We start from the raw sequence: 18,654 nt of genomic DNA, 5'->3' as shown, positions 1-18,654 counted from the left end.
CGTGATCCAGATGGAGTTGGATGTTGCCAGCTTATGGATCCTGATAGCTGCCGCGCTCGTGCTGCTGATGACACCGGCACTGGGACTTTTCTACGGCGGCATGACTCGCGCCACCGGCGTAGTGAACATGATGCTGATGAGCTTCTCCGCCGCGGCGATCACTGCAGTCGTCTGGGCGCTTTGGGGCTACTCGTTCTCCGCCGGAGAACCAGCCATCGCCGGGATTGTCGGCAACCCGATCAGTGACTTCGCTATGCACAACACCGAGCAGTCTGAGCTGCTCGCCGCCGGCTTCGCCGGAACCTTCGCCATGATCTCGGTGGCCATCATCTCCGGCGCCATCGCCGACCGTGCGCGCTTCGCACCATGGCTGTTCTTCGTGCCGCTGTGGGTCACCCTGGTCTACGCACCGGTGGCCTTCTGGGTCTGGGGCGGCGGCCTGCTTTCCGCCGACGGCTTCCTGGGCAGCATCTTCGGCGAAGCCATCGATTTCGCCGGCGGCGCAGTGGTCCACACCAACGCAGGTATCGCGGCCCTGGTCCTGGCCCTGAAGCTCGGCCAGCGCCACAACTTCCACGACCGTCCGCAGCCGCACAACACCCCGCTGGTGATGCTCGGTGCCGGCCTGCTGTGGTTCGGCTGGTTCGGCTTCAATGCCGGGGCGGCAACCACCGTCGAGCAGGCAGGGCTCATCTGGGTCAACACCTTGGCAGCTCCGGGTGCCGCAGTCCTCGGCTGGATCCTGGTCGAGAAGCTGCGCGGCTCGCGCCCCAGCTCGGTGGGCGTTGCCTCCGGCCTGGTGGCCGGCCTGGTAGCCATCACCCCATCCTGCGCCGACGTTGCCCCATGGGCCGCCATGCTGCTGGGCGTGCTGGCCGGGGCCGGTGCCGCCTGGGCCGTGAACCTGAAGTGGAAGCTCGGCTACGACGACTCGCTGGATGTTGTCGGCGTGCACCTGGTCGCCGGCCTGATCGGCACCCTGTTCCTCGGCTTCTTCGCACTGCCGACCGAGGAAAGCGCCGGCGGCCTGTTCTACGGCGGCGGCGTAGCCCAGCTGATCGCCCAGACAGCCACCCTGATCGTGGTCATGGCATTCTCCGCGGTGATGACCTGGGTCATCGCAACGGTTATTGGAAAGTTCAGCCCATGGCGTGTCACGGCAGACATCGAGATTGCCGGGATCGACGAGGCCGAACACAACGAAAATGGATACCAGCTGGTTTCCAAGTAAGGAGTGGAATCTGGAAAATAACGCAGTACAAGCACGAGGGGCAGGACGTTTCTGAAACGTCCGACAAGACCGCCGGTGGGCCATGCAGCCACCGGCGGTCTTGGCATTTACCGATGCGCCAGCTGGCACATGTGCAAACCATGGGAATCAGCTTGCCCGGTGGCATCGGCACCGCGAAGGCCCCTAGCGTGGCACTTACCAGCCGATCATTCCTGCGAATAAGGAGAGTGCCATGACCAGCGAACCACAACAGCCATCAACTCACGGACAGAAGCCGGTACTGTCCGGCCCCGGACAGGACAACGAGTTCCTGACGACGACCCAGGGCGCTGCAGTCAACGACACCGATCACTCGCTGAAAGCCGGCGAGCGGGGGCCCACCCTGCTGCAGGACCACCACCTGCGCGAGAAGATCATGCATTTCGATCACGAGCGGATTCCCGAGCGCGTTGTCCATGCGCGCGGTGCCGGCGCCCACGGCACATTCACCAGCTACGGCAATGCCGGCAAGCTGTGCCGTGCGGACTTCCTCAAGCCGGGACGCCAGACCCGGGTCTTCGTCCGCTTCTCCACCGTGGTCGGATCCCGCGGTTCGATGGACACGGCCCGCGATACCCGCGGCTTCGCGACGAAGTTCTACACCAACGAAGGCATCTTCGATCTGGTGGGCAACAACATCCCGGTGTTCTTCATCCAGGACGGGATCAAGTTCCCGGACCTCGTCCACGCCGCGAAGCCGCATCCCGATACCGAGATCCCCCAGGCGCAATCCGCCCACGACACCTTCTGGGATTTCGTCTCCCTGCATACCCCCGCCCAAGCCCATGTGATGTGGCAGATGAGCGACCGGGCGATACCCCGCTCGCTGCGCATGATGGAAGGCTTCGGCGTGCACACCTTCCGCATGGTCAACGAGGCGGGCAAAGCGTCCCTGGTGAAGTTCCATTGGAAGCCCAAGCTCGGCGTGCACTCGCTGGCCTGGGAAGAGTCCCAGCTGGCCGCCGGCGCGGATCCGGACTTCCACCGCCGCGATCTGGCCGAAGCCATTGATGCCGGCGCCTACCCCGAATGGGAACTGGGCGTGCAGATTTTCCCCGATGACGGCACAGCGGTCTTCGAAGGCATCGACCTGCTGGATCCGACGAAATTCGTCCCAGAAGAGCTGGCTCCGGTCCAGCCGCTGGGCAAGATGGTGCTGGACCGCAACCCGGAGAACTACTTTGCGCAGACCGAGCAGGTGGCCTTCCACCCCGGGCATCTGGTTCCGGGCATCGATATCAGCGACGACCCGTTGCTGCAGGCGCGGCTCTTCTCCTACCTGGACACCCAGCTGACCCGCTTGGGCGGGCCGAACTTCGCGCAGATCCCGATCAACTCGCCGGACTCGCCGGTCAATGACATGTTCCGCGACGGCTTCCACCAGCACCGGGTGCCCAAGGGCATCGCGCCGTACAAGCCGAACTCGCTGGATGGCGGCTGCCCCTACATGTCGCAGGTTCTATCTGGCCAGCAGCCTCCACTGGACTTCCCGCAGCCTGTGGCCTCCGGGAAGAAGGTGCGTTCCGAGCCGGCCAGCTTCTCGGACCACTACAGCCAGGCCCGCCTGTTCTACATCAGCCTCTCGGCCGTGGAGCGCGCCCACGTGCAGCAGGCCTACTCCTTTGAACTGGGCAAGTGCACCGATACCGCGATCCGCCAGCGGCAGGTGGAATGCCTGGCGAAGATCGATACCCAGCTGGCCTCCGGGGTGGCCCAGGCACTGGGCCTGCCGGCACCGGCCGCAGTGCAGCTGGATGACCCGGTGGCGAGCCCCGCGCTGTCGCAGATCGGAAAAGCCTGGCCGGTGGACGGGCGCAAGGTCGGGGTGGTGTTCAACAGCGGAAACCACCAGCACGTACCGGCAATAGCCCAGGCGCTGGCCGAACGGGGCATGTCCCCGCTGCTCGTTTCGGCCTCCGGCGGCGAAGTGGCCCCGGACCTGCCCGTTGACCGCACCTACCTGACGGCGCGCTCCATCGAATTCGATGCGCTGGTGCTCATCGGCCCGTTGCCGCCGGCCCCGGACGCCGCGGTTGCGCTGGATGCCAAGGCCGGCGCCCTGGGGGCAGGCGGGGTTCCCATCGACCCGCGCGTGGCGTTGCTGGTCGCGGAGGCCTACCGGCACAACAAGGCCATCATCACCCTTGACGGGCTCTCCGATGGCCTGCTCCAGGCAGTCGGCCTGGAAGACGATGCCCCAGGCATTGAACTTGTCGAGGTAGACGGGGTTGCCGACAGCGCGCAACAGCTGCTGTCCACCCACCGCGCCTGGGAACGCTTCCCGGTCAAGGACTAGCGCAGCCAGGCGGGTGCGGCGCGGCAGGTGCATCAGCTGGTGCGCCTGCGCCAGCGCTGCCCGCTGGCACAAGTAATTGTTGAGGAGATTTGCACATGACTTCAGAATCCGAGAGCCATGATGGAAAAGGCAGCGCGGGCGCAACGGCTGCGAAAGCCAGGCGTGCTCCGGCACCCGATGCCCGATCCAAGCCCGATTCCCCTCCGGACATGCACCCGCGGTCATGGAAGTACGCGGCCAAGCGCTCCATCAGGGAATTCTCCCGGAAGAAATGCACGGATATGGCGGCCTCGCTGACCTATTTCGCGATGCTCTCCATTTTCCCGGCCCTGCTGGCGGTAGTCTCCCTGCTCGGAGTTGCCGGCCAGGCGGAGAACATGACCCGCAACATCCTTTCGCTGATCCAGGAACTGGCCAGCAAGGAAGTGGTCGAAACCCTGCGCCAGCCCATCGAGCAGCTGGCGTCGGCCCCGTCGGCAGGCTTTGCGCTGATTGCCGGTCTGCTCGGTGCGCTATGGAGCGCCTCGGGGTATGTCGGGACGTTCGGACGGGCCATGAACCAGATCTATGAGGTGGACGAAGGCCGCCCGTTCTACAAGCTCCGCCCGCTGATGCTGCTGCTGACACTGGTACTTCTTGTGGCCGTGTCCGTGCTGGGGATGCTGCTGATCGTCTCCGGTCCTCTGGCCCAGGCGCTGGGCAACGCCATGGGGCTGGGCGAGGGCGCGGTGGCGATCTGGAATATCGCCAAATGGCCGGTGATCGTGCTGTGCGCGATTGTGCTGGTGGCCGTGCTCTACTACGGGGCTCCCAATGTGAAGCAACCGAAGTTCCGCTGGATCAGCCTGGGCTCGGCCATCGCGCTGCTCGTGCTGGCGGTGGCGACCGTCGGCTTCTTCTTCTACGTTTCGAACTTCGGCAACTACAACAAGACCTACGGTGCCATCGGCGGGGTCATCGTGCTGCTGCTGTGGCTGTGGATCGCCAACCTGTCGCTGCTGTTCGGCGCGGTCTTCGACGCGGAAGCCGAGCGCGGGCGCCAGCTGCAGGCGGGGATTGCCGCCGAGCGCTCGGTCCAGCTTCCGCCGCGGGATACCAAGGCCAGCATGAAGCAGGAGGAAGAAGAAGAGCAGGACATCAGCGACGGGCGGCAGCTGCGCTTTGCCAGCGAGCTGGACGCCGAAGAGCAAGCGGATCCGGATTCCAGACGGAACCCGGAAAGCTGAGCAGGAGCCGAAGCTGGCAATCGCCTGGGCGCCCCTTGGCGCGGGCCGGCACCTCGGTAGCGTGTGAAACGACCAGATTATTCCAAGACAAAGGAGCTCATCATGGCCAACGACGAAGCAAGCAAAGTCATCAGCATCATCAAGGACATGCGGATCGCCATGGTCACAACCCACAGCGCTGGACGGCTGGCCAGCCGCCCCCTGACGCTGATTGAAGCCACCGACGAAGGAGAGCTCTGGTTCTTCTCTGCCGCCGACGCCGGGATTGTCAAGGAAATCCGGGCCCAGGGACTGGTCAATGCCGCGTTCAGCGGATCCAAGGCGTGGATGTCGGTCAGCGGCCACGCCGAGGTGGTGCTCGATGTCGCCAAGAAGAAGGAGCTGTGGAACGCCGCGGTGGAGACCTTCGCCAGCGAAGGCCCGGAATCTGCGCAGACTGTGCTGCTGCGCATCGATGCCGACTCCGCTGAATACTGGGAGAACCCCGGTGGGGCAGCGAGCCTGATGGCCGGCTGGGTGAAGCAGAAACTCACCGGAAAACCCGCCGAGCCCGGGGACTCGAATAGCGTCGAACTCTAGGGCGCCAAAAACCGCAAACGGCCGCTGCTCCGAATTCCCGGAGCAGCGGCCGTATCGCTGTGCACATTGCCTGGCGCAGAGCTATGCCCCATGGATACGCATCCATGGGGCATAGCCGGTAGTGCGGTTTAGGACAGGTCGTCTCTGACATCCTTGGCGGCGTCCTTGACGTGTTCACCTGCCTGCTTTGCCTTGGCTGCGGCCTGGTCCTTCACGCCTTCGGCTTGCAGACGCTCATTATCAGTGGCATCGCCGTAGGCCTCCTTGGCCTTGCCAGATACTTCCTGGGCCTTGTTCTGGATCTTGTCTCCAATTCCCATGATTCTTACCTCCTGTGTGGATCTGGTTACTGACAATTTGAACTATAGGGCAGATTGCAAATCGAGGTCCCGAAGCTGAAAGTTTGCTTGCGGCCAACTTTGCAGATCATCACAATGCCGCCTTCGCGGCGACCAATCCCATAAGCTGGCTCGCTGCGTTGCGTGGTCCTTTGCGGTTATCAGGAGTCATTCAGCTGGGCCGGGCAAGAATGGGCCGTGACCTAGACTGGCCAAAAGTTCCGCGCAGAGAAGGAGAGCTGATGGACCAGCGGCCGGTGTCGTTTAGTGCAGCCGAACGAGGATCCCGCCCCCGCAACAGCGAGTTATGGTGGGGCGCCGAAGAAGCGGTGCGTGCGGCCGCCGTGCGCTGCGAGGGCAACCCGGACGCGATGCTGCGCGTGCTGGAAGGCTCGGGGGAAGATCCTCCGGTCCCAGCCGCTGGCCAGACGCAGCGGCTCTGGGAGCTGCTGGCGTCCGTGGCCGCCACCGACCTGGTTGCGGCCAGGACGCTGGAACCGCATCTGGATGCAGCCGGAATCCTGAGCCAGGCGGGCATGCCGTGGCCGGCAGGCACCTCATGGGGCGTCTTCGCCGCGCAGTCGCCCACCACCACGCTGGAAGCGGTCCGCCAATCCGGCGGAGAGTGGGAGCTGAATGGCACGAAGCCCTGGTGCTCCTTGGCCGCCGCGCTGACGCATGCATTGGTCACCGCCCGAACACCGGAGGGAGACCGCTTGTTCATGGTTTCCCTGCGTCACCCCGGCGTTGAACCGGCGACAGGTGCCTGGGTCAGCCGTGGCATGGCCCAGCTGCCCAGCGGTTCCGTGGACTTCACCGGAGTACCGGCCCAACCGGTGCAAGACGCTGGCTGGTACCTGTCCCGCCCGGGGTTCGCCGTTGGCGGCGTCGGTGTTGCCGCCTGCTGGTTCGGGGGAGCGGTGGGAATCTACCGCCATCTGCAGCGCAGCGCCCAAGCGCGTACCCCGGATCAGCTGGCCCTTGCTTGGCTCGGCGAAGCGGACCGCTTGCTCGCCGGCAGCGCCGCGCTGTTGGAACATGCAGCCAGGCTGGCGGATGACGGAGAATTGGATGCCATTGCCGCCTATCGGATCCGCGGCCAGGTGGCCTGGGCCTGCACCCGCATCTTGCAGCTCAGCGGCGAGTCTACCGGCCCGGGCCCGCTGACCGCCGATGAGGAGCATGCGCGGCGCGCAGCAGACCTGGGCATCTATCTGCGCCAGCACCACGCGGCCCGCGATGACGCGGCGCTGGGCCAGCTGATTGCGGACCGTGCCGGCAAGGAAGGTGGCAGCGCATGGTGAACTTCACGCATCAGGACCAGGGAACCTCTGCAAGCTGCTGGCAGCAAGCTGGGCTTGAGCAGATCGCCGCACTGGATCCGGAGAAGCTCTTCCACGCAATGGCATCGGTGATTGTTCTGGCCGCCCACCCGGATGACGAGACGCTGGGAGCCGGAGGGCTGATCCGCATGGCGCTTGGCCAGGGGACCGATGTCCACGTGATCGTCTGCAGCTTCGGGGAAGCATCGCATCCGGACTCCACCACACACTCCGCGGCCCAGTTGGCCGCGCTGCGCCACGCCGAACTGGCCGAGGCCATGGACATGCTGCGCGCACAGGGACCGCGCAGCGGAACGCTGCATCTGCACTGCTTGGGCCTGGACGACGGGAAACTCGCAGCGCAGCAGGAGCCGATCCGCGCAGCCCTTGAGCAGCACGCCGGCGAGCGCTGCCTAATCGCCAGCACCTACCGCGGCGACGGGCACCCGGACCACGAAATCCTCGGTCTGCTCGCCGCGGACTGCGCCCTGGCGCACAATGCCTGCCACCTGGAATTCCCCATCTGGTTCTGGCACTGGGCGCAACCGGACCGGCAGCCCAGCTTCAGGCATTGGTTCCGGCTGGCCCTGGATGCTTCCAGCACGGATGCCAAGGCCCGCGCCCTGGAGGCCCACCGTTCCCAAACCACGCCGCTGTCCGCCCTGCCAGGAGACGAAGTCCTCCTTAGCGAAGGCTTCCTGCAGCATTTTTCCCGCGGTGCCGAGATCTTCCGCGCCACCTGGCCCGGCCACAGGGATGCCGCATCGGCTCCGGCAGTATTCGACGAGCTCTACGGGGAGCGCGAGGATCCGTGGGAATACCGCAGCAGCCGCTATGAGCGGCGCAAGCAGCAGATCCTGCTCGCCTGCCTGCCACAGGAACGGTATGCGGCGGTGCTGGAGCTGGGCTGCTCCATCGGTGTGCAGAGCGCCGAACTGGCCCGCCGCAGCACGCGCCTGCTGGCGGTCGATGCCAGCGCCACCGCGTTGGCCCAGGCGAGGCGGGCCGTGGCCGGAATGGACCACGTCGAATTGCTGCAGGCCACGGTGCCCCGGCAATTTCCGCAACTGGAGCCGGGCAGCTTGCAGCTGGTGGTGCTCAGCGAGATGGGCTACTTCCTGGCCGCCGACGAACTGGAGCAGGTGCTCGCCGCCAGCGCGGCGGCACTTCAAGCCGGCGGAGAGCTGGTGGTCTGCCATTGGCTGCATCCCATTGAAGGCTGGCCGCTGGACGGGGAAGAAGTCCATCGCATGGCGGGCCAGCTGGGGTGGGAGCGCATCGTGGAGCATCGCGAAGCCGATTTCCTGCTTGAAATACTGCGCAAGCCAGCTGGTGCCCATGGGTAGCCAGCTGGCGGCCATGGCGGTGATCATCCCGGCCCGCGACGAGGAAGAACGCCTGGGCCGTTGCCTGGATTCGGTGCGCGCGGCCATGGACCGACTGGCGTGTGCCCGCCCGCAGATCCAGTCCAGGGTTATCGTGGTTGCCGACAGCTGCACGGACGGCACGGCGCAGATCGCCGGGCGGCATGCCAGCGAGGATTGGCGGATCAGCGTGCAGCAGGTGGGCTTCGGCAATGTCGGTGCGAGCCGGGCCGCCGGAGCACGCCATGCCCTTGGCCTGCTCGCTGCGGCCGGCGACCCGGGCGCCATCTGGCTGGCCAGCACCGACGCGGATACCTGCGTCCCAGAGCATTGGCTTCAGGGCTTTGCCCGCCTGCACGCCGGTGGGGCAGATGCGGTAGCGGGAACCGTGGAACCGGACCGCAGCGAACTCGATGAGCACCTCTTCGCCCTTTGGCAGCAGGAATACCAACCGGTGGAGGGGCATGGCCATATCCACGGCGCGAACTTCGGCGTGTGCGCTGCCGCCTATCTGGCTGTCGGAGGCTTCGAGCCGCTGGCGGCCCGGGAGGATGTGGCACTGGTGGAAGCCTTGCGCCATGCCGGCTACCGGGTCCAGGCCACGGCCCGGCTGCAGGCAACCACCTCTGGGCGCCTGCGCGGCCGGCTGGACGAAGGCTTCGCGGACTATCTGGCAGCGCTGGAACACCGGATGCTCAACACCGGCTAGCATCCAGCAAGCAGACCTGGTCCCTGGCATGGAAACAGCCCCCTGGTGAACTGCGCGGTGCGCAGATTACCAGGGGGCTGTGCCAGTGGCAGCGTTGCCAGCTGTTAAAAGCTGCTGCCGGACTCCTGTGCGGCGTGCCTGTGTCCTGGAGCATTCGCGTCGAAATGGGGCACCGCGTGGGCGACCGCACTGTACTGCCAGTACTTTACGCGGAATGCGGCCATGCCGCTGTGCTCGGCCTGCGCGAACAAATCCTTGATCGTGCTGCGCGGCGCACTGGCCGGAACCACTTCCAAGACTGGAGAAGGCTCGGAAATGTGCAAGAATTTCAGCTCCTCGGTCTGCTTTTCAAGCATCGCGACCAGCACCGGCCGCTTATGCACCGAAACCAGGCCCATGACATCGTCGAGCGATTCCTCAGGCTGTGTCATGACCACTGGCATTCCCTGGGTCCAGCCATAATTGCCCAAATGTCTTCTGCCCTCGCGTGATCCCAGCAACTCAGCAACGCGCACCGCGGTCTGGGATCTGACTAGCCTTCCTGGCATGTGAACTACCCTCCACTTCTAGACGATACTTCTCACTTCAACTATGCAGTTTTCCGGCCCCTGAGGCGGCGGCATGGCCTGCAGTGACGCTGTCGACCATACGCCAAGCGGTGGGGACTTGGTATGAAATTATCATTGGCCCACCAAGTTCTTGTGCGCACGTCCCGATTCTGAGGAAATTCCCAGACTTTATTTTTTGCTAGTCAAAAGCTTTATTGCAGGAATTGGCTTGGGCTGCGCGGGATCGGTTCGCCCATGTAGTTGCGTGCCGCTGATCCATCGCCGGCAACCAAGGAAGCTGATCATCGGCTCAGGTGCGCCCAAGCTCGCGCAGTGCCCGATGCGCCGCATGCCAGCCGGCCATCCCATGCACCCCGCCGCCCGGAGGCGTGGAAGAGGAGCACAGGTACAACCCCGGAACGCCCAGCGAATATGGGTTGGGCGAAGCGGAGGGGCGGAAGAATTGCTGGGTGCCGGACAGTGATCCGCCGCCGATATCGCCGCCGACCAGGTTGGGATCCCAGGCCTGTAGCTGCGCTGGGGAAGTGTCCACCCGCTGCACGATCCGGTCCCTGAAGCCCGGCGCGAACCGCTCGATCTGCGCATCGATGAGCGCACCGGCATCCCCGGCATGGCCCTGGGGCACGTGGGCGTAGGACCAGATGACGTGGCGGCCGGCCGGGGCGCGCGAGGCATCGGCGCTCGAAGGCTGGACCACCATAACGAAGGGGCGGTCGGGCATTTTCCCGGAGGCGACCTGGTGCTCGGCGGCGGCCAGCTCGGCGGCATCGCCGATCACATGCACGGTGCCAGCCCGCGCGGTGCGCGCATCCTGCCAGGGGATCGGGCCATCGAGCAGGTAGTCCACCTTGAAGGCGGCGGTGCCGTAGCGCCAGCGTTCGAACCGGCGGCGCAGGCGTGGCGGAAGCTGGCCGCCGGCGATCTGCACCACCTGGCGGGGCGTGGCATCCAGGAAAGTGAGTTCGGCATCGGGAAGCTGGGCGAGGCTGGTGATCTGGTGCCCGGTGTGGATCTGCACGTCCAACCCATCGAGCACCCGCAGCAGCGCGTCGATAATGCTGCCGGTGCCGCCGTGCGCCACCGGCCACCCCCAGGACTGGCCCAGGGCACCGAAAAGCACGCCGAATCCCGAGGTGAACGGGTGGACGAGCGGCAGCATGGAATGCGCGCTGGATCCGGCGAAGAGCGCCGCGGCCTGCCGGGTGCGGAAGGCCGCGGCGGACAGGAGCTTCGCCGGCGGCAGCGAGCGCAGCCCGAAGCGCGCCATCAGCACCGGATGCGGCGGGATGCCCAGCAGCGGGCTGGTGGCGTTCTCCAGGATCTCCTGCGGATTGCGCACCAGCGGCCCATGCAGCAGCCGCCAGATCTTCCGATCGGCGGGGAACTGCCTGCTGGTGGCGTCCAGGCTCTGGTGCAGGAAGACCGAGGGGCCGTCGTCCAGCGGGTGGGCCAGCGGGTAATCGTGGAAATCCCATTGCAGGCCGTGGCCGGCCAGGTCGAAATGCGCGAATGCCGGGCTGCCGTAGGCGAAGGGGTGGGCGGCAGCTCCCAAATCCACAATGGTGCCCTCGCCCAGCGTGCTGCCGGAGGCCGCGGCGCCGCCCGGATGGGCATTGCGCTCGAAGACCTGGACATCGAAACCGTTCTGCGCAAGCACCGCCGCGGCGACCAGCCCATTGGGGCCGGCCCCGACGACATTCGCCTTCCCATTGCTCATCGGCGGCGTTCCTCCTGGTTCTCGTGTTCTTGCGGGGCGAAGCGCTCGGGCCAGGTCTCATCGCTGAGCGCCTTGAGCTGGCTGATCTGCGACTCCGCACGATGCGACAGGTCCTGCAGCAGCGCCTGGTCCAGGCGCGGATCGTGGGGCAGCATCAGCAGCAGCGTCTGCCACATGCGCAATTTGGCATTGAGCAGTCCGGTGAGCACATCGAGCTGCACCTGCGCGGCGGCTAGCTTGCGCATCCGCAGCGGATTGAACGGGTTGACATGACCGGCGAGCTTGGCCACCGGTGCCAGGAGGCGGGCCAGCGGACGCTGCCTGCATCCCAGCCGGTCCATGATCCGCTTCAGATCCGCCTGGTCGTCCTTCACCTGCTGGTGCAGCGACTCGAAGCGGTCGGCGTACGCCGTGCCCGCCCAGGTGTGGTGCGCCGCCTTGAAATGGTTCAGCCCCGATTCGGAACCCAGCAGGTGCTCGCCCAAGTACCTGTGCAGGGTCATCTGGTCGATGGTGTTGTTCGGCATCGTGCCCGTCCTTAGTTCTCGAAAGCGGTTGCAGTCTTCTGCTGGCTCGAACGCTAGGGCACCGGCCGCCGCAGGCCAATGGCTCACCGCTGATCTGCAGGCTGCACCCAGCCTTCGGCGGCTATCCGGCAGGGTAGGGGCTGGCCTTGAGCAGCCGCGCCAGATGGGCTGAGTTGCGGGTGGCAATGCCCGTGGCATTGGCCGTGACCTCCGGGGTCTGCTGCAGGTCCTGGTAGTCGGTGGTGTGCATGGCCTGCCCCACCCAGTAGGTCGAGCCCTGGGCCGCCAGCGTGAACCCGGCATCGGACAAGCCCTGGCCCAGATCCGCGATCACGTGGTGCGCACCGTCCTCATTGCCCACCACTGCCACCAGGCCGACCTTGCCGAAGAGGATCGGGCGGCCCTGCTCGTCGGTTTCCGACAGCTCGGCATCGAGCCGTTCCAGCACCCGCTGGGCCAGGCTGGAGGGGTGGCCCACCCAGATCGGGGTGGCCAGCACCAGGATGTCCGCGGACAGCAGCTTCTGCCGAATCGCCGGCCACTGGTCGCCGTCTCCCATGTCCTTGAGCACCCCGGGCTTCACATTGAAATCGGCAATGCGCAGGATCTCGGTGGACACCTGGTGCTCCTTGAATTCGGCCGCCACCTGCCGGGCCAGCAAATCGCTGCTGGAGGCCTTGGGCGAGGGGGAGAGGGTGCATACCAGGATCAATGCATTAATAGGCGTCTGGGTCGTGGTCATCATTCCTTGTCATCGATGCCTTTGCCATCGGCAGTGCGTGCAGCCGGATCAGCGCTTGATGCGCGCATCGATGCGCGCGGCCAGCTCTCCTGCATTTTGCATCGCCCGGTCCAGCGATGCTGCGGTATCCCATAACCCGGCGTGCTTGACCTGCGCCGGGCCGGAAGCCAACTGGGAAAGGTCATAGCGCAGATTGCTGCTGGCAGCCTGCAGCACTGCGCTCAGCATGCCCAGGGCCGTGGCGACATCGGCCACCAGTTGCGGCTTGGCTTGCTGCGAGAGCCAGCGCAGGTCATCCAGAGCGGTCGTGGCCAGCGCACCGAGTGCGGCAGAGGATTTCGCGGCCTGCAAGCAGGCCTGTGCAAGGCGGCGGTCGCGCTGCTCCGAGGCCGGTTGCGCGTAGGCTACCCCGAACTCCGCGGAAGCCCGCGCATCACGGTCTGCCATGGCCAGCGCGTCGAGCCGCAGCTGCTTGGCCCGTGCCAGCAGGCCGGTGAGTTCGGACTGTGCGGTCCCCGAAGCCGATACGTAGCCGCCCGACATTGACATCAGCGCGGCGGCGGCTGCGAGCATCAGCGCCGCCGCGGCTCCGCCGCCCGGGTTCCCGTCCGATTCAGCCAGCTCCTCCAGCCAGCGTCCAATGCGTGCATCGCTGATTGGACGCTGCGCCAGGCTATTCGCCATGGCCCTGGTCTTGGCTCATCGAACCTTCACCGGGCGGGGTTTCACCCGGCGGCACCGAACCGCCCGGTTCCAGCCCGGTAATCAGTTGCTCTTCTGGATCGGGGTTTGATGTGGCCGCGGCCTCGCGGTTGGCTGATTGCGCATCGTCGTGTGCATCGTCGCGTTCGCCATCGTCCTGCGGCGCGGAGAATTCCTGCGGGTTCATCGGGTGCTCCTGTCTGCATGATTGCTGGAGGTGAGAGTCCAGCCCTTGTCCGCTCACGCTAGACAGCGCTCAGCGGCGGGTTCAACAGCAAGGAGCAATTCACACCGAACGCTCGGATTGCGGTGCTCTGCCTGCCGGGGATCAGCCGGCCGAAGGCGATTCATGCCCCAGGTGCTTGAGCACTGCTGCATGCAGGCGCTCATCGGACAGCAACCGGAAATGCCCCAGCGTGGGCAGCTTGATATTGGTGGCTCCGGCCAAGTCGCAGCCGCCGGGGATGTGCGGGTCGAAGCTGCTGTAGATGGAGATGATCCGCGAATTCACGCTCAAGTTGGCCGAGAGCTTGAGCAGCCCCTGGTCATTGGGGGACAGGGCCCGCAGGGAGCGGATCGGAGCATAGCGTGCATAGCGCGAACCGGAGAAAGGAGTGCCGATGGCGATCATCCGATTGATCCGGTATCCCTGCAGCGAGGCGGCCATGAGGTACTTGCCGATCAGGCCGCCCTTGCTGTGCGCCACCAGCACCGCACCGTCCAGCTGCTCCTTGGCCAGGTAGCGGGAAACTGTCTCGGACATCTCCGGTACGGTGCCGTGGTTGAAGCCGAGCTGCGGGATCACATGCACCGGGTGGCCGGCCTGGTGCAGCGCCTTGGCGACCGGGAGCATGAATTTCCAGGATTCCCAGATTCCCGGAATCAGGACCACCGGTTCGGCCGCCGGGTCGCTGACCGTGCGCAGCTGGTCGGCCGGCGTGCCCGGCAGCAGCGAACGCAGCTGCCAGACGCCAGCATAGAGATAATCTTGCAGCCATGCGCAGGACAGCACTGCCCACCGGAAAAGCCTGCCGGCCAGGGTGCTGGTCTCCACCGTGAATCCTCCGTTTTTCACCGCGCTGCGGGGACCGGTTGCCCCGCGGTCCCTCCTCACAGCATTATCAGCACATCAGCACGGTTCAGGCAGGAAGCGACATTGCCCGCCCAGGGAATTCCGGGTTTCCGTCAGCCGGCTAGTTATCGGCAACGCGCCGAATCGAGGCGGGAATCCCGGGTGGAATCAGCGCTCGCCGGAAGACGAGCAGGCGTCGGAATTGCAACGATTTGATGCCGGATTCCCGTGATGGCGGCACGGCTGGGACGGTGCCGCGGGAGAACGGTGTTCCGCGGAATCATCCCCGCCGTTGCAAAAGCCTTCAACTAGCCATGGATTATTCATCGCGCTAGGGCTATTCTGAGGTTCTGTTGAGTAATTGCAGTTTTGGGGGACTGGCAAGTTATGAAACGACAACATCATGGTTTAAGCAGTTCTATGCCGCGCGGAGTCTTGGGGACCAGCCGCCGGCTGCCGTATGGGGCACTGGCTATCGCTGCGGCATTTGGCCTGAGCAGTGCATTGGCGTGGCCCGGTGCGGCCGATGCAATGCCTGCCAGAGCCGAATCAAGCACCGTGGCCTTCAGCGCGGAATCCCGGCCGCTGCTCGGGAGCGACGTCGTCACCGTACCGGATATGCCCGAAGTGGCCGGCATAGAAATCACCGGCCTGAAATCTGGCACTGAGAGGCTCGGCGGGTCCGAGCCTGGCCCGGTGGCACAGGTGGCCGAGCATCGAGCGGCCATGACGGCAACGTCGAGTACGGGGATAACCGTGCCGCCCGCACCGATTGCCGCGTCCCAGGAAATCCGGCCGGCCATGCTGCGCACCGGCCTGCTGCTGGAGCACCCAGTGGCCACCCGGCAAATCTCCAGTGCGTTCGGCTGGAGAGCCAACCCGACAGGTGCCGGGCACCAAATCCACATCGGCCAGGATTATCCCATTGCCTGCGGCTCGCCCGTTCGTGCCAGCGAGACCGGCAGGGTGATTGTCGCCGGCTGGGCGGGCCATTCCGGCCAACGGGTCACCATTGACCACGGGAATCGGGTGCAGACCGGATACAGCCACAACTCGCTGCTGCTGGTAAGCGTTGGCGAATTCGTAGTCCAAGGCCAAGTCATTGCGTTGTCCGGGACAACAGGCAATTCCACTGGGTGCCATGTGCATTTCGAAGTCATCGTCAATGGGCAGTGGCAGAATCCGAGCAACTACCTGCCGATGGCCGGCGGGCAACGGCGAGCGGTACTTGCAGCCGGGCCATTTGCGGGGGACGCCGGCAGTGCCCTGCGCCAGCAATCGGTTGCTGGAGCATTTGGGCATTCTTCCGGGACCTCAAGCAACCGCGGCTCAGCAGGCGAAGAACGCCCAACCCGTGCGAAGCATTACCAGGCTGACCCGGTGCAGCCATCTGCCGACGGCAACCATAAAAAGGCCAAGGCGGCCAAGCCCAAGACCCAGCCGAAAAAGGATCACTCGAAAACCAGCCCGTCTCCAAGAACCACGCAGGCGGCACCGCAGCCGAGCAAGGCGCCTAAGCCGCCGAAGAAGCTGGAAACCGAACGCCCGAAGGCCCAGCCAACGCCTTCGCCAACGCAAACTCCTGTTCCAGCTGAGCCAAGCGCGCCGACTCCAAGCGCGCCAACGGCAGCACCGACTCCAAGTGCGCCGACTGCAGTACCAACGCCAAGCACTGGGCCAGTGGAGCAACCCAGCGCTTCCGCATCACCTACCGCCGTGGAGACTCCAGCCCCGGAGAATCCAACAGAGGAGGTGGAATCCTCCCAGGCACCTCCAACGGCTGAACCGACCCTAGCTCCTGAACCGAGCCCGGACTCGGGTATCGAACCGCAGCAGGAGAAAGAAACGGGGAACCCGGACACCTCGGACCATGAAGAGGAAACCGAGCCCACGGCCGGGACAGAAAAGATCATCGGTGTAGCCCAGCCGAAGATCGTGGACATGCAGGCAGAGAAGGACCAGAAGGCTCCATCCAAAGCCAAGGAGCTGGCGCCGGCCAAGCCTGCTGCTCCAGAGAAGAAGAGCGCAAAGAAGCCAGCGGCTGACAAGCCCAAGCCGGCAGTCGCGGACAAGCCGAAGGCGGCTGTTCCGACGAAGAAGAAGGCGCCAGCACCGGCTAAGCCAAAGCCGGCAGTCCCGGCTAAACCAAAGGCGCCAGTGGCCAAACTCAAGCCGGCAGCTCCGGCCGCGGCGGCTGCGCCTGCAGCGAAGAAGGTCGCGAAGGCGCCGGCCGCAATGGCTCCGCAACCGAAGCCCAAGCCAAAACTGCAACCGAAACCGAAGCCGAAGCCAAAGCCGCCAGTTGCGGCGCCAGCCGTGCAGAAAGCCGCCCCGGCACCGGCCAAGCCGAAGCCGAAGGCCGCGGTTCCCGCACCGGCTGAAGCTGCCGCCCCAGCCAAGGTGCCGCAGCCGCCGGCAGGCACCGCGCCTGCTGCCAGCGAGGCCAAGCCGTAGCCCTTGGCTGCTGGCACCCGAAGCTGCTCCCGTCCTTTTGGAGGGGAGCAGCTTCGGCGTTGCGCCATAGGCTGCTGGTGAAACGCTGCACAGCTGGTTAGTTCGGCGCCCGATTATTGATATTCTTGGGAGTTGAGTCCTGTGCGATTTTCCAATGCGCACCACAAGACCTATCGAAAGAAGTGCCCGGCACGTGTTTAATTCACTTTCCGATCGCCTGACAGAAACCTTCAAGAACCTGCGCGGCAAGGGCCGCCTGAGCGAAGCGGATATCGACGGTACCGTACGCGAGATCCGCCGCGCCCTGCTTGACGCCGACGTCGCCGTGCCGGTGGTTCGCGGCTTCGTGGCCCAGGTGAAGGAACGTGCCCTGGGTGCCGAGGTCTCCGAGTCGCTGAACCCGGGCCAGCAGGTCGTCAAGATCGTCAACGAGGAGCTCGTGGGCATCCTCGGCGGGGAAACCCGCCGGCTGAACCTGGCCAAGAACCCTCCGACGGTGATCATGCTCGCCGGCCTGCAGGGTGCCGGCAAGACCACCCTGGCCGGCAAGCTGGCCAAGCACCTGAAGGCCGAAGGCCACACCCCGATGCTGGTGGCCTGCGACCTGCAGCGCCCAAACGCGGTCAAGCAGCTGCAGATCAACGGCGAACGCGCCGGAGTGCCGGTCTACGCACCGCACCCGGGCGTCTCCTCCGAATTCGACACCCCGACCGGCGATCCGGTAGCAGTGGCCCGCGACGGCGTGGCCGAGGCCAAGGCCAAGCTGCACGACATCGTGATTGTCGATACCGCCGGCCGCTTGGGCGTGGACACCGAGATGATGGCCCAGGCAGCGAACATCCGCGCCGCCATCAACCCGGATGAAGTGCTCTTCGTCATCGACGCAATGATCGGCCAGGACGCGGTCAACACCGCCCAGGCCTTCCATGAGGGCGTGGACTTCACCGGCGTGGTCCTCTCCAAGCTGGACGGCGACGCCCGCGGCGGTGCCGCCCTGTCGGTGGCCTCGGTGACCGGCAAGCCGGTCATGTTCGCCTCCACCGGCGAGAACCTGGACGACTTCGAGATCTTCCACCCGGACCGCATGGCCAGCCGCATCCTGGACATGGGCGATGTGCTCACCCTGATCGAGCAGGCCGAGAAGAACTGGGACAAGGGCGAAGCCGAGCGCATGGCGAAGAAATTCGCCGACCAGGAAGACTTCACCCTGGACGACTTCCTCGCCCAGATGGCCCAGATCAAGAAGATGGGCTCGATGAAGAAGCTGCTGGGCATGATGCCCGGCGCGCAGATCTCCCGCCAGCAGCTCGAGCAGTTCGACGAGCGCCAGATCGACCGCGTGGAGGCCATCGTCCGTTCGATGACCCCGCATGAGCGCGTGGCCCCGAAGATCATCAACGGCTCTCGCCGCGCACGTATCGCCAAGGGCTCGGGCGTCTCGGTCTCCGAGGTGAACCAGATGCTGGAGCGCTTCGGCGAAGCGCAGAAGATGATGAAGAAGATGGCTGCCGGCGGCGGCATCCCGGGCATGCCGGGTGCCGGCAAGGGCGCTGCCCGCAAGGCGAAGGCCAAGGGCAAGGGCAAAAAGCAGAAGTACGGCAACCCGGCCAAGGCCGCGCAGGCCGAGCTGGAGGCCAAGAACAAGAAGGCCGCAGCTCCGAGCGGTGCCGCCTTCGGCGCAGGCGCCAACCAGGACTTCGATCCGTCGAGCCTGAACCTGCCAGCGGGCTTCGAGAAGTACCTGGGCAAGAAGTAGGCCCTGATTCC

17 protein-coding genes are annotated in these 18,654 nt (G+C 65.4%); 9 read left to right on the top strand and 8 right to left on the bottom strand.

Features of this window, described 5'->3' with window-relative positions:
- Nucleotides 1-10: 10 nt before the first annotated feature.
- The 4 genes from ANI01nite_RS01995 (at nucleotide 11) to ANI01nite_RS01980 (ending at nucleotide 5,371) form a co-directional block, all read left to right on the top strand.
- Nucleotides 11-1,231: an ammonium transporter gene (locus ANI01nite_RS01995; RefSeq protein WP_141355817.1), complete on the top strand. Its 1,221-nt coding sequence runs from the start codon at nucleotides 11-13 to the stop codon at nucleotides 1,229-1,231.
- 232 nt (nucleotides 1,232-1,463) lie between these two features.
- Entirely contained in the window at nucleotides 1,464-3,566 is a 2,103-nt protein-coding gene (locus ANI01nite_RS01990; protein WP_141355579.1) for a catalase, read from the top strand.
- A 95-nt stretch (nucleotides 3,567-3,661) separates the two neighbouring features.
- A complete protein-coding gene (locus tag ANI01nite_RS01985; protein WP_141355577.1) occupies nucleotides 3,662-4,792 on the top strand; it encodes a YihY/virulence factor BrkB family protein in 1,131 nt (376 codons plus the stop codon).
- A 102-nt stretch (nucleotides 4,793-4,894) separates the two neighbouring features.
- Nucleotides 4,895-5,371 carry a pyridoxamine 5'-phosphate oxidase family protein gene (locus ANI01nite_RS01980; protein ID WP_141355575.1) on the top strand — a complete coding sequence of 159 codons (477 nt, stop codon included), beginning with the start codon at nucleotides 4,895-4,897 and terminating at the stop codon, nucleotides 5,369-5,371.
- A 128-nt stretch (nucleotides 5,372-5,499) separates the two neighbouring features.
- Here ANI01nite_RS01980 and ANI01nite_RS01975 read toward each other — a convergent pair whose 3' ends face one another.
- On the bottom strand, nucleotides 5,500-5,691 hold the full coding sequence (locus tag ANI01nite_RS01975; RefSeq protein WP_141355573.1) for a CsbD family protein: 192 nt from the start codon (nucleotides 5,689-5,691) through the stop codon (nucleotides 5,500-5,502).
- Between the two features lie 260 nt (nucleotides 5,692-5,951).
- Between ANI01nite_RS01975 and ANI01nite_RS01970 the strand changes: the two genes are divergently transcribed.
- Genes ANI01nite_RS01970 through ANI01nite_RS01960 form a run of 3 tightly spaced genes read left to right on the top strand, consistent with a single transcriptional unit; the run spans nucleotide 5,952 to nucleotide 9,104 of the window.
- Nucleotides 5,952-7,013, top strand: a complete 1,062-nt coding sequence (locus ANI01nite_RS01970) for an acyl-CoA dehydrogenase family protein (RefSeq protein WP_141355571.1) — start codon at nucleotides 5,952-5,954, stop codon at nucleotides 7,011-7,013.
- Complete coding sequence (locus tag ANI01nite_RS01965; protein ID WP_141355569.1) at nucleotides 7,007-8,377, top strand: bifunctional PIG-L family deacetylase/class I SAM-dependent methyltransferase; 1,371 nt, start codon at nucleotides 7,007-7,009, stop codon at nucleotides 8,375-8,377. Before ANI01nite_RS01970 ends, ANI01nite_RS01965 begins: the two co-directional genes overlap by 7 nt.
- Complete coding sequence (locus tag ANI01nite_RS01960; protein WP_141355567.1) at nucleotides 8,370-9,104, top strand: glycosyltransferase family 2 protein; 735 nt, start codon at nucleotides 8,370-8,372, stop codon at nucleotides 9,102-9,104. Before ANI01nite_RS01965 ends, ANI01nite_RS01960 begins: the two co-directional genes overlap by 8 nt.
- Before the next feature lie 104 nt (nucleotides 9,105-9,208).
- On the opposite strand, the gene ANI01nite_RS01955 is transcribed toward ANI01nite_RS01960, so the two are convergent.
- The 7 genes from ANI01nite_RS01955 to ANI01nite_RS01925 form a co-directional block, all read right to left on the bottom strand.
- The gene (locus ANI01nite_RS01955; protein WP_255314340.1) at nucleotides 9,209-9,535 is read right to left on the bottom strand and encodes a hypothetical protein; all 327 of its coding nucleotides are present in this window, start codon (nucleotides 9,533-9,535) and stop codon (nucleotides 9,209-9,211) included.
- Nucleotides 9,536-9,962: 427 nt separating this feature from the next.
- Entirely contained in the window at nucleotides 9,963-11,390 is a 1,428-nt protein-coding gene (locus tag ANI01nite_RS01950; RefSeq protein ID WP_141355563.1) for a phytoene desaturase family protein, read from the bottom strand.
- Complete coding sequence (locus tag ANI01nite_RS01945; protein WP_141355561.1) at nucleotides 11,387-11,917, bottom strand: hypothetical protein; 531 nt, start codon at nucleotides 11,915-11,917, stop codon at nucleotides 11,387-11,389. Before ANI01nite_RS01945 ends, ANI01nite_RS01950 begins: the two co-directional genes overlap by 4 nt.
- Before the next feature lie 121 nt (nucleotides 11,918-12,038).
- Nucleotides 12,039-12,659 carry a flavodoxin family protein gene (locus ANI01nite_RS01940; RefSeq protein WP_141355559.1) on the bottom strand — a complete coding sequence of 207 codons (621 nt, stop codon included), beginning with the start codon at nucleotides 12,657-12,659 and terminating at the stop codon, nucleotides 12,039-12,041.
- A gap of 48 nt (nucleotides 12,660-12,707) precedes the next feature.
- Nucleotides 12,708-13,343 (bottom strand): cyclodeaminase/cyclohydrolase family protein, encoded by a 636-nt coding sequence (locus ANI01nite_RS01935; RefSeq protein ID WP_141355557.1) that lies wholly within the window; start codon nucleotides 13,341-13,343, stop codon nucleotides 12,708-12,710.
- Entirely contained in the window at nucleotides 13,333-13,548 is a 216-nt protein-coding gene (locus tag ANI01nite_RS01930; RefSeq protein ID WP_141355555.1) for a DUF6480 family protein, read from the bottom strand. The genes ANI01nite_RS01935 and ANI01nite_RS01930 overlap by 11 nt, the downstream gene beginning before the upstream one ends.
- 141 nt (nucleotides 13,549-13,689) lie before the next feature.
- Nucleotides 13,690-14,415 carry an esterase/lipase family protein gene (locus ANI01nite_RS01925; protein WP_255314338.1) on the bottom strand — a complete coding sequence of 242 codons (726 nt, stop codon included), beginning with the start codon at nucleotides 14,413-14,415 and terminating at the stop codon, nucleotides 13,690-13,692.
- 438 nt (nucleotides 14,416-14,853) lie between these two features.
- Here ANI01nite_RS01925 and ANI01nite_RS17105 point away from each other — a divergent pair, with 438 nt between their 5' ends.
- Both ANI01nite_RS17105 and ffh read left to right on the top strand, forming a co-directional pair.
- A complete protein-coding gene (locus ANI01nite_RS17105; RefSeq protein ID WP_170214530.1) occupies nucleotides 14,854-16,887 on the top strand; it encodes a peptidoglycan DD-metalloendopeptidase family protein in 2,034 nt (677 codons plus the stop codon).
- A 193-nt stretch (nucleotides 16,888-17,080) separates the two neighbouring features.
- Nucleotides 17,081-18,643: a signal recognition particle protein gene (gene ffh / locus ANI01nite_RS01915; protein WP_073706346.1), complete on the top strand. Its 1,563-nt coding sequence runs from the start codon at nucleotides 17,081-17,083 to the stop codon at nucleotides 18,641-18,643.
- The last annotated feature ends 11 nt before the right edge of the window (nucleotides 18,644-18,654 follow it).

Origin of the sequence: Glutamicibacter nicotianae, assembly GCF_006539525.1 — a bacterium.
In the GTDB taxonomy this organism is placed as follows: Bacteria; Actinomycetota; Actinomycetes; order Actinomycetales; family Micrococcaceae; genus Glutamicibacter; species Glutamicibacter nicotianae.
Note: the sequence above shows the minus strand (reverse complement) of the source record. Positions and strands in the feature narration are given on the sequence as shown.

What these genes read in the sequence shown, in the direction of transcription:
- ANI01nite_RS01970 (WP_141355571.1), top strand. Translation starts at nt 5,952, where the DNA reads ATGGACCAGCGGCCGGTGTCGTTTAGTGCAGCCGAACGAGGATCCCGC.
- ANI01nite_RS01980 (WP_141355575.1), top strand. Translation starts at nt 4,895, where the DNA reads ATGGCCAACGACGAAGCAAGCAAAGTCATCAGCATCATCAAGGACATG.
- ANI01nite_RS01930 (WP_141355555.1), bottom strand. Translation starts at nt 13,548, where the DNA reads ATGAACCCGCAGGAATTCTCCGCGCCGCAGGACGATGGCGAACGCGAC.
- ANI01nite_RS01945 (WP_141355561.1), bottom strand. Translation starts at nt 11,917, where the DNA reads ATGCCGAACAACACCATCGACCAGATGACCCTGCACAGGTACTTGGGC.
- ANI01nite_RS01975 (WP_141355573.1), bottom strand. Translation starts at nt 5,691, where the DNA reads ATGGGAATTGGAGACAAGATCCAGAACAAGGCCCAGGAAGTATCTGGC.
- ANI01nite_RS01960 (WP_141355567.1), top strand. Translation starts at nt 8,370, where the DNA reads ATGGGTAGCCAGCTGGCGGCCATGGCGGTGATCATCCCGGCCCGCGAC.
- ANI01nite_RS17105 (WP_170214530.1), top strand. Translation starts at nt 14,854, where the DNA reads ATGCCGCGCGGAGTCTTGGGGACCAGCCGCCGGCTGCCGTATGGGGCA.
- ANI01nite_RS01935 (WP_141355557.1), bottom strand. Translation starts at nt 13,343, where the DNA reads ATGGCGAATAGCCTGGCGCAGCGTCCAATCAGCGATGCACGCATTGGA.
- ANI01nite_RS01965 (WP_141355569.1), top strand. Translation starts at nt 7,007, where the DNA reads ATGGTGAACTTCACGCATCAGGACCAGGGAACCTCTGCAAGCTGCTGG.
- ANI01nite_RS01985 (WP_141355577.1), top strand. Translation starts at nt 3,662, where the DNA reads ATGACTTCAGAATCCGAGAGCCATGATGGAAAAGGCAGCGCGGGCGCA.
- ANI01nite_RS01955 (WP_255314340.1), bottom strand. Translation starts at nt 9,535, where the DNA reads ATGACACAGCCTGAGGAATCGCTCGACGATGTCATGGGCCTGGTTTCG.
- ANI01nite_RS01990 (WP_141355579.1), top strand. Translation starts at nt 1,464, where the DNA reads ATGACCAGCGAACCACAACAGCCATCAACTCACGGACAGAAGCCGGTA.
- ANI01nite_RS01995 (WP_141355817.1), top strand. Translation starts at nt 11, where the DNA reads ATGGAGTTGGATGTTGCCAGCTTATGGATCCTGATAGCTGCCGCGCTC.
- ANI01nite_RS01950 (WP_141355563.1), bottom strand. Translation starts at nt 11,390, where the DNA reads ATGAGCAATGGGAAGGCGAATGTCGTCGGGGCCGGCCCCAATGGGCTG.
- ANI01nite_RS01940 (WP_141355559.1), bottom strand. Translation starts at nt 12,659, where the DNA reads ATGACCACGACCCAGACGCCTATTAATGCATTGATCCTGGTATGCACC.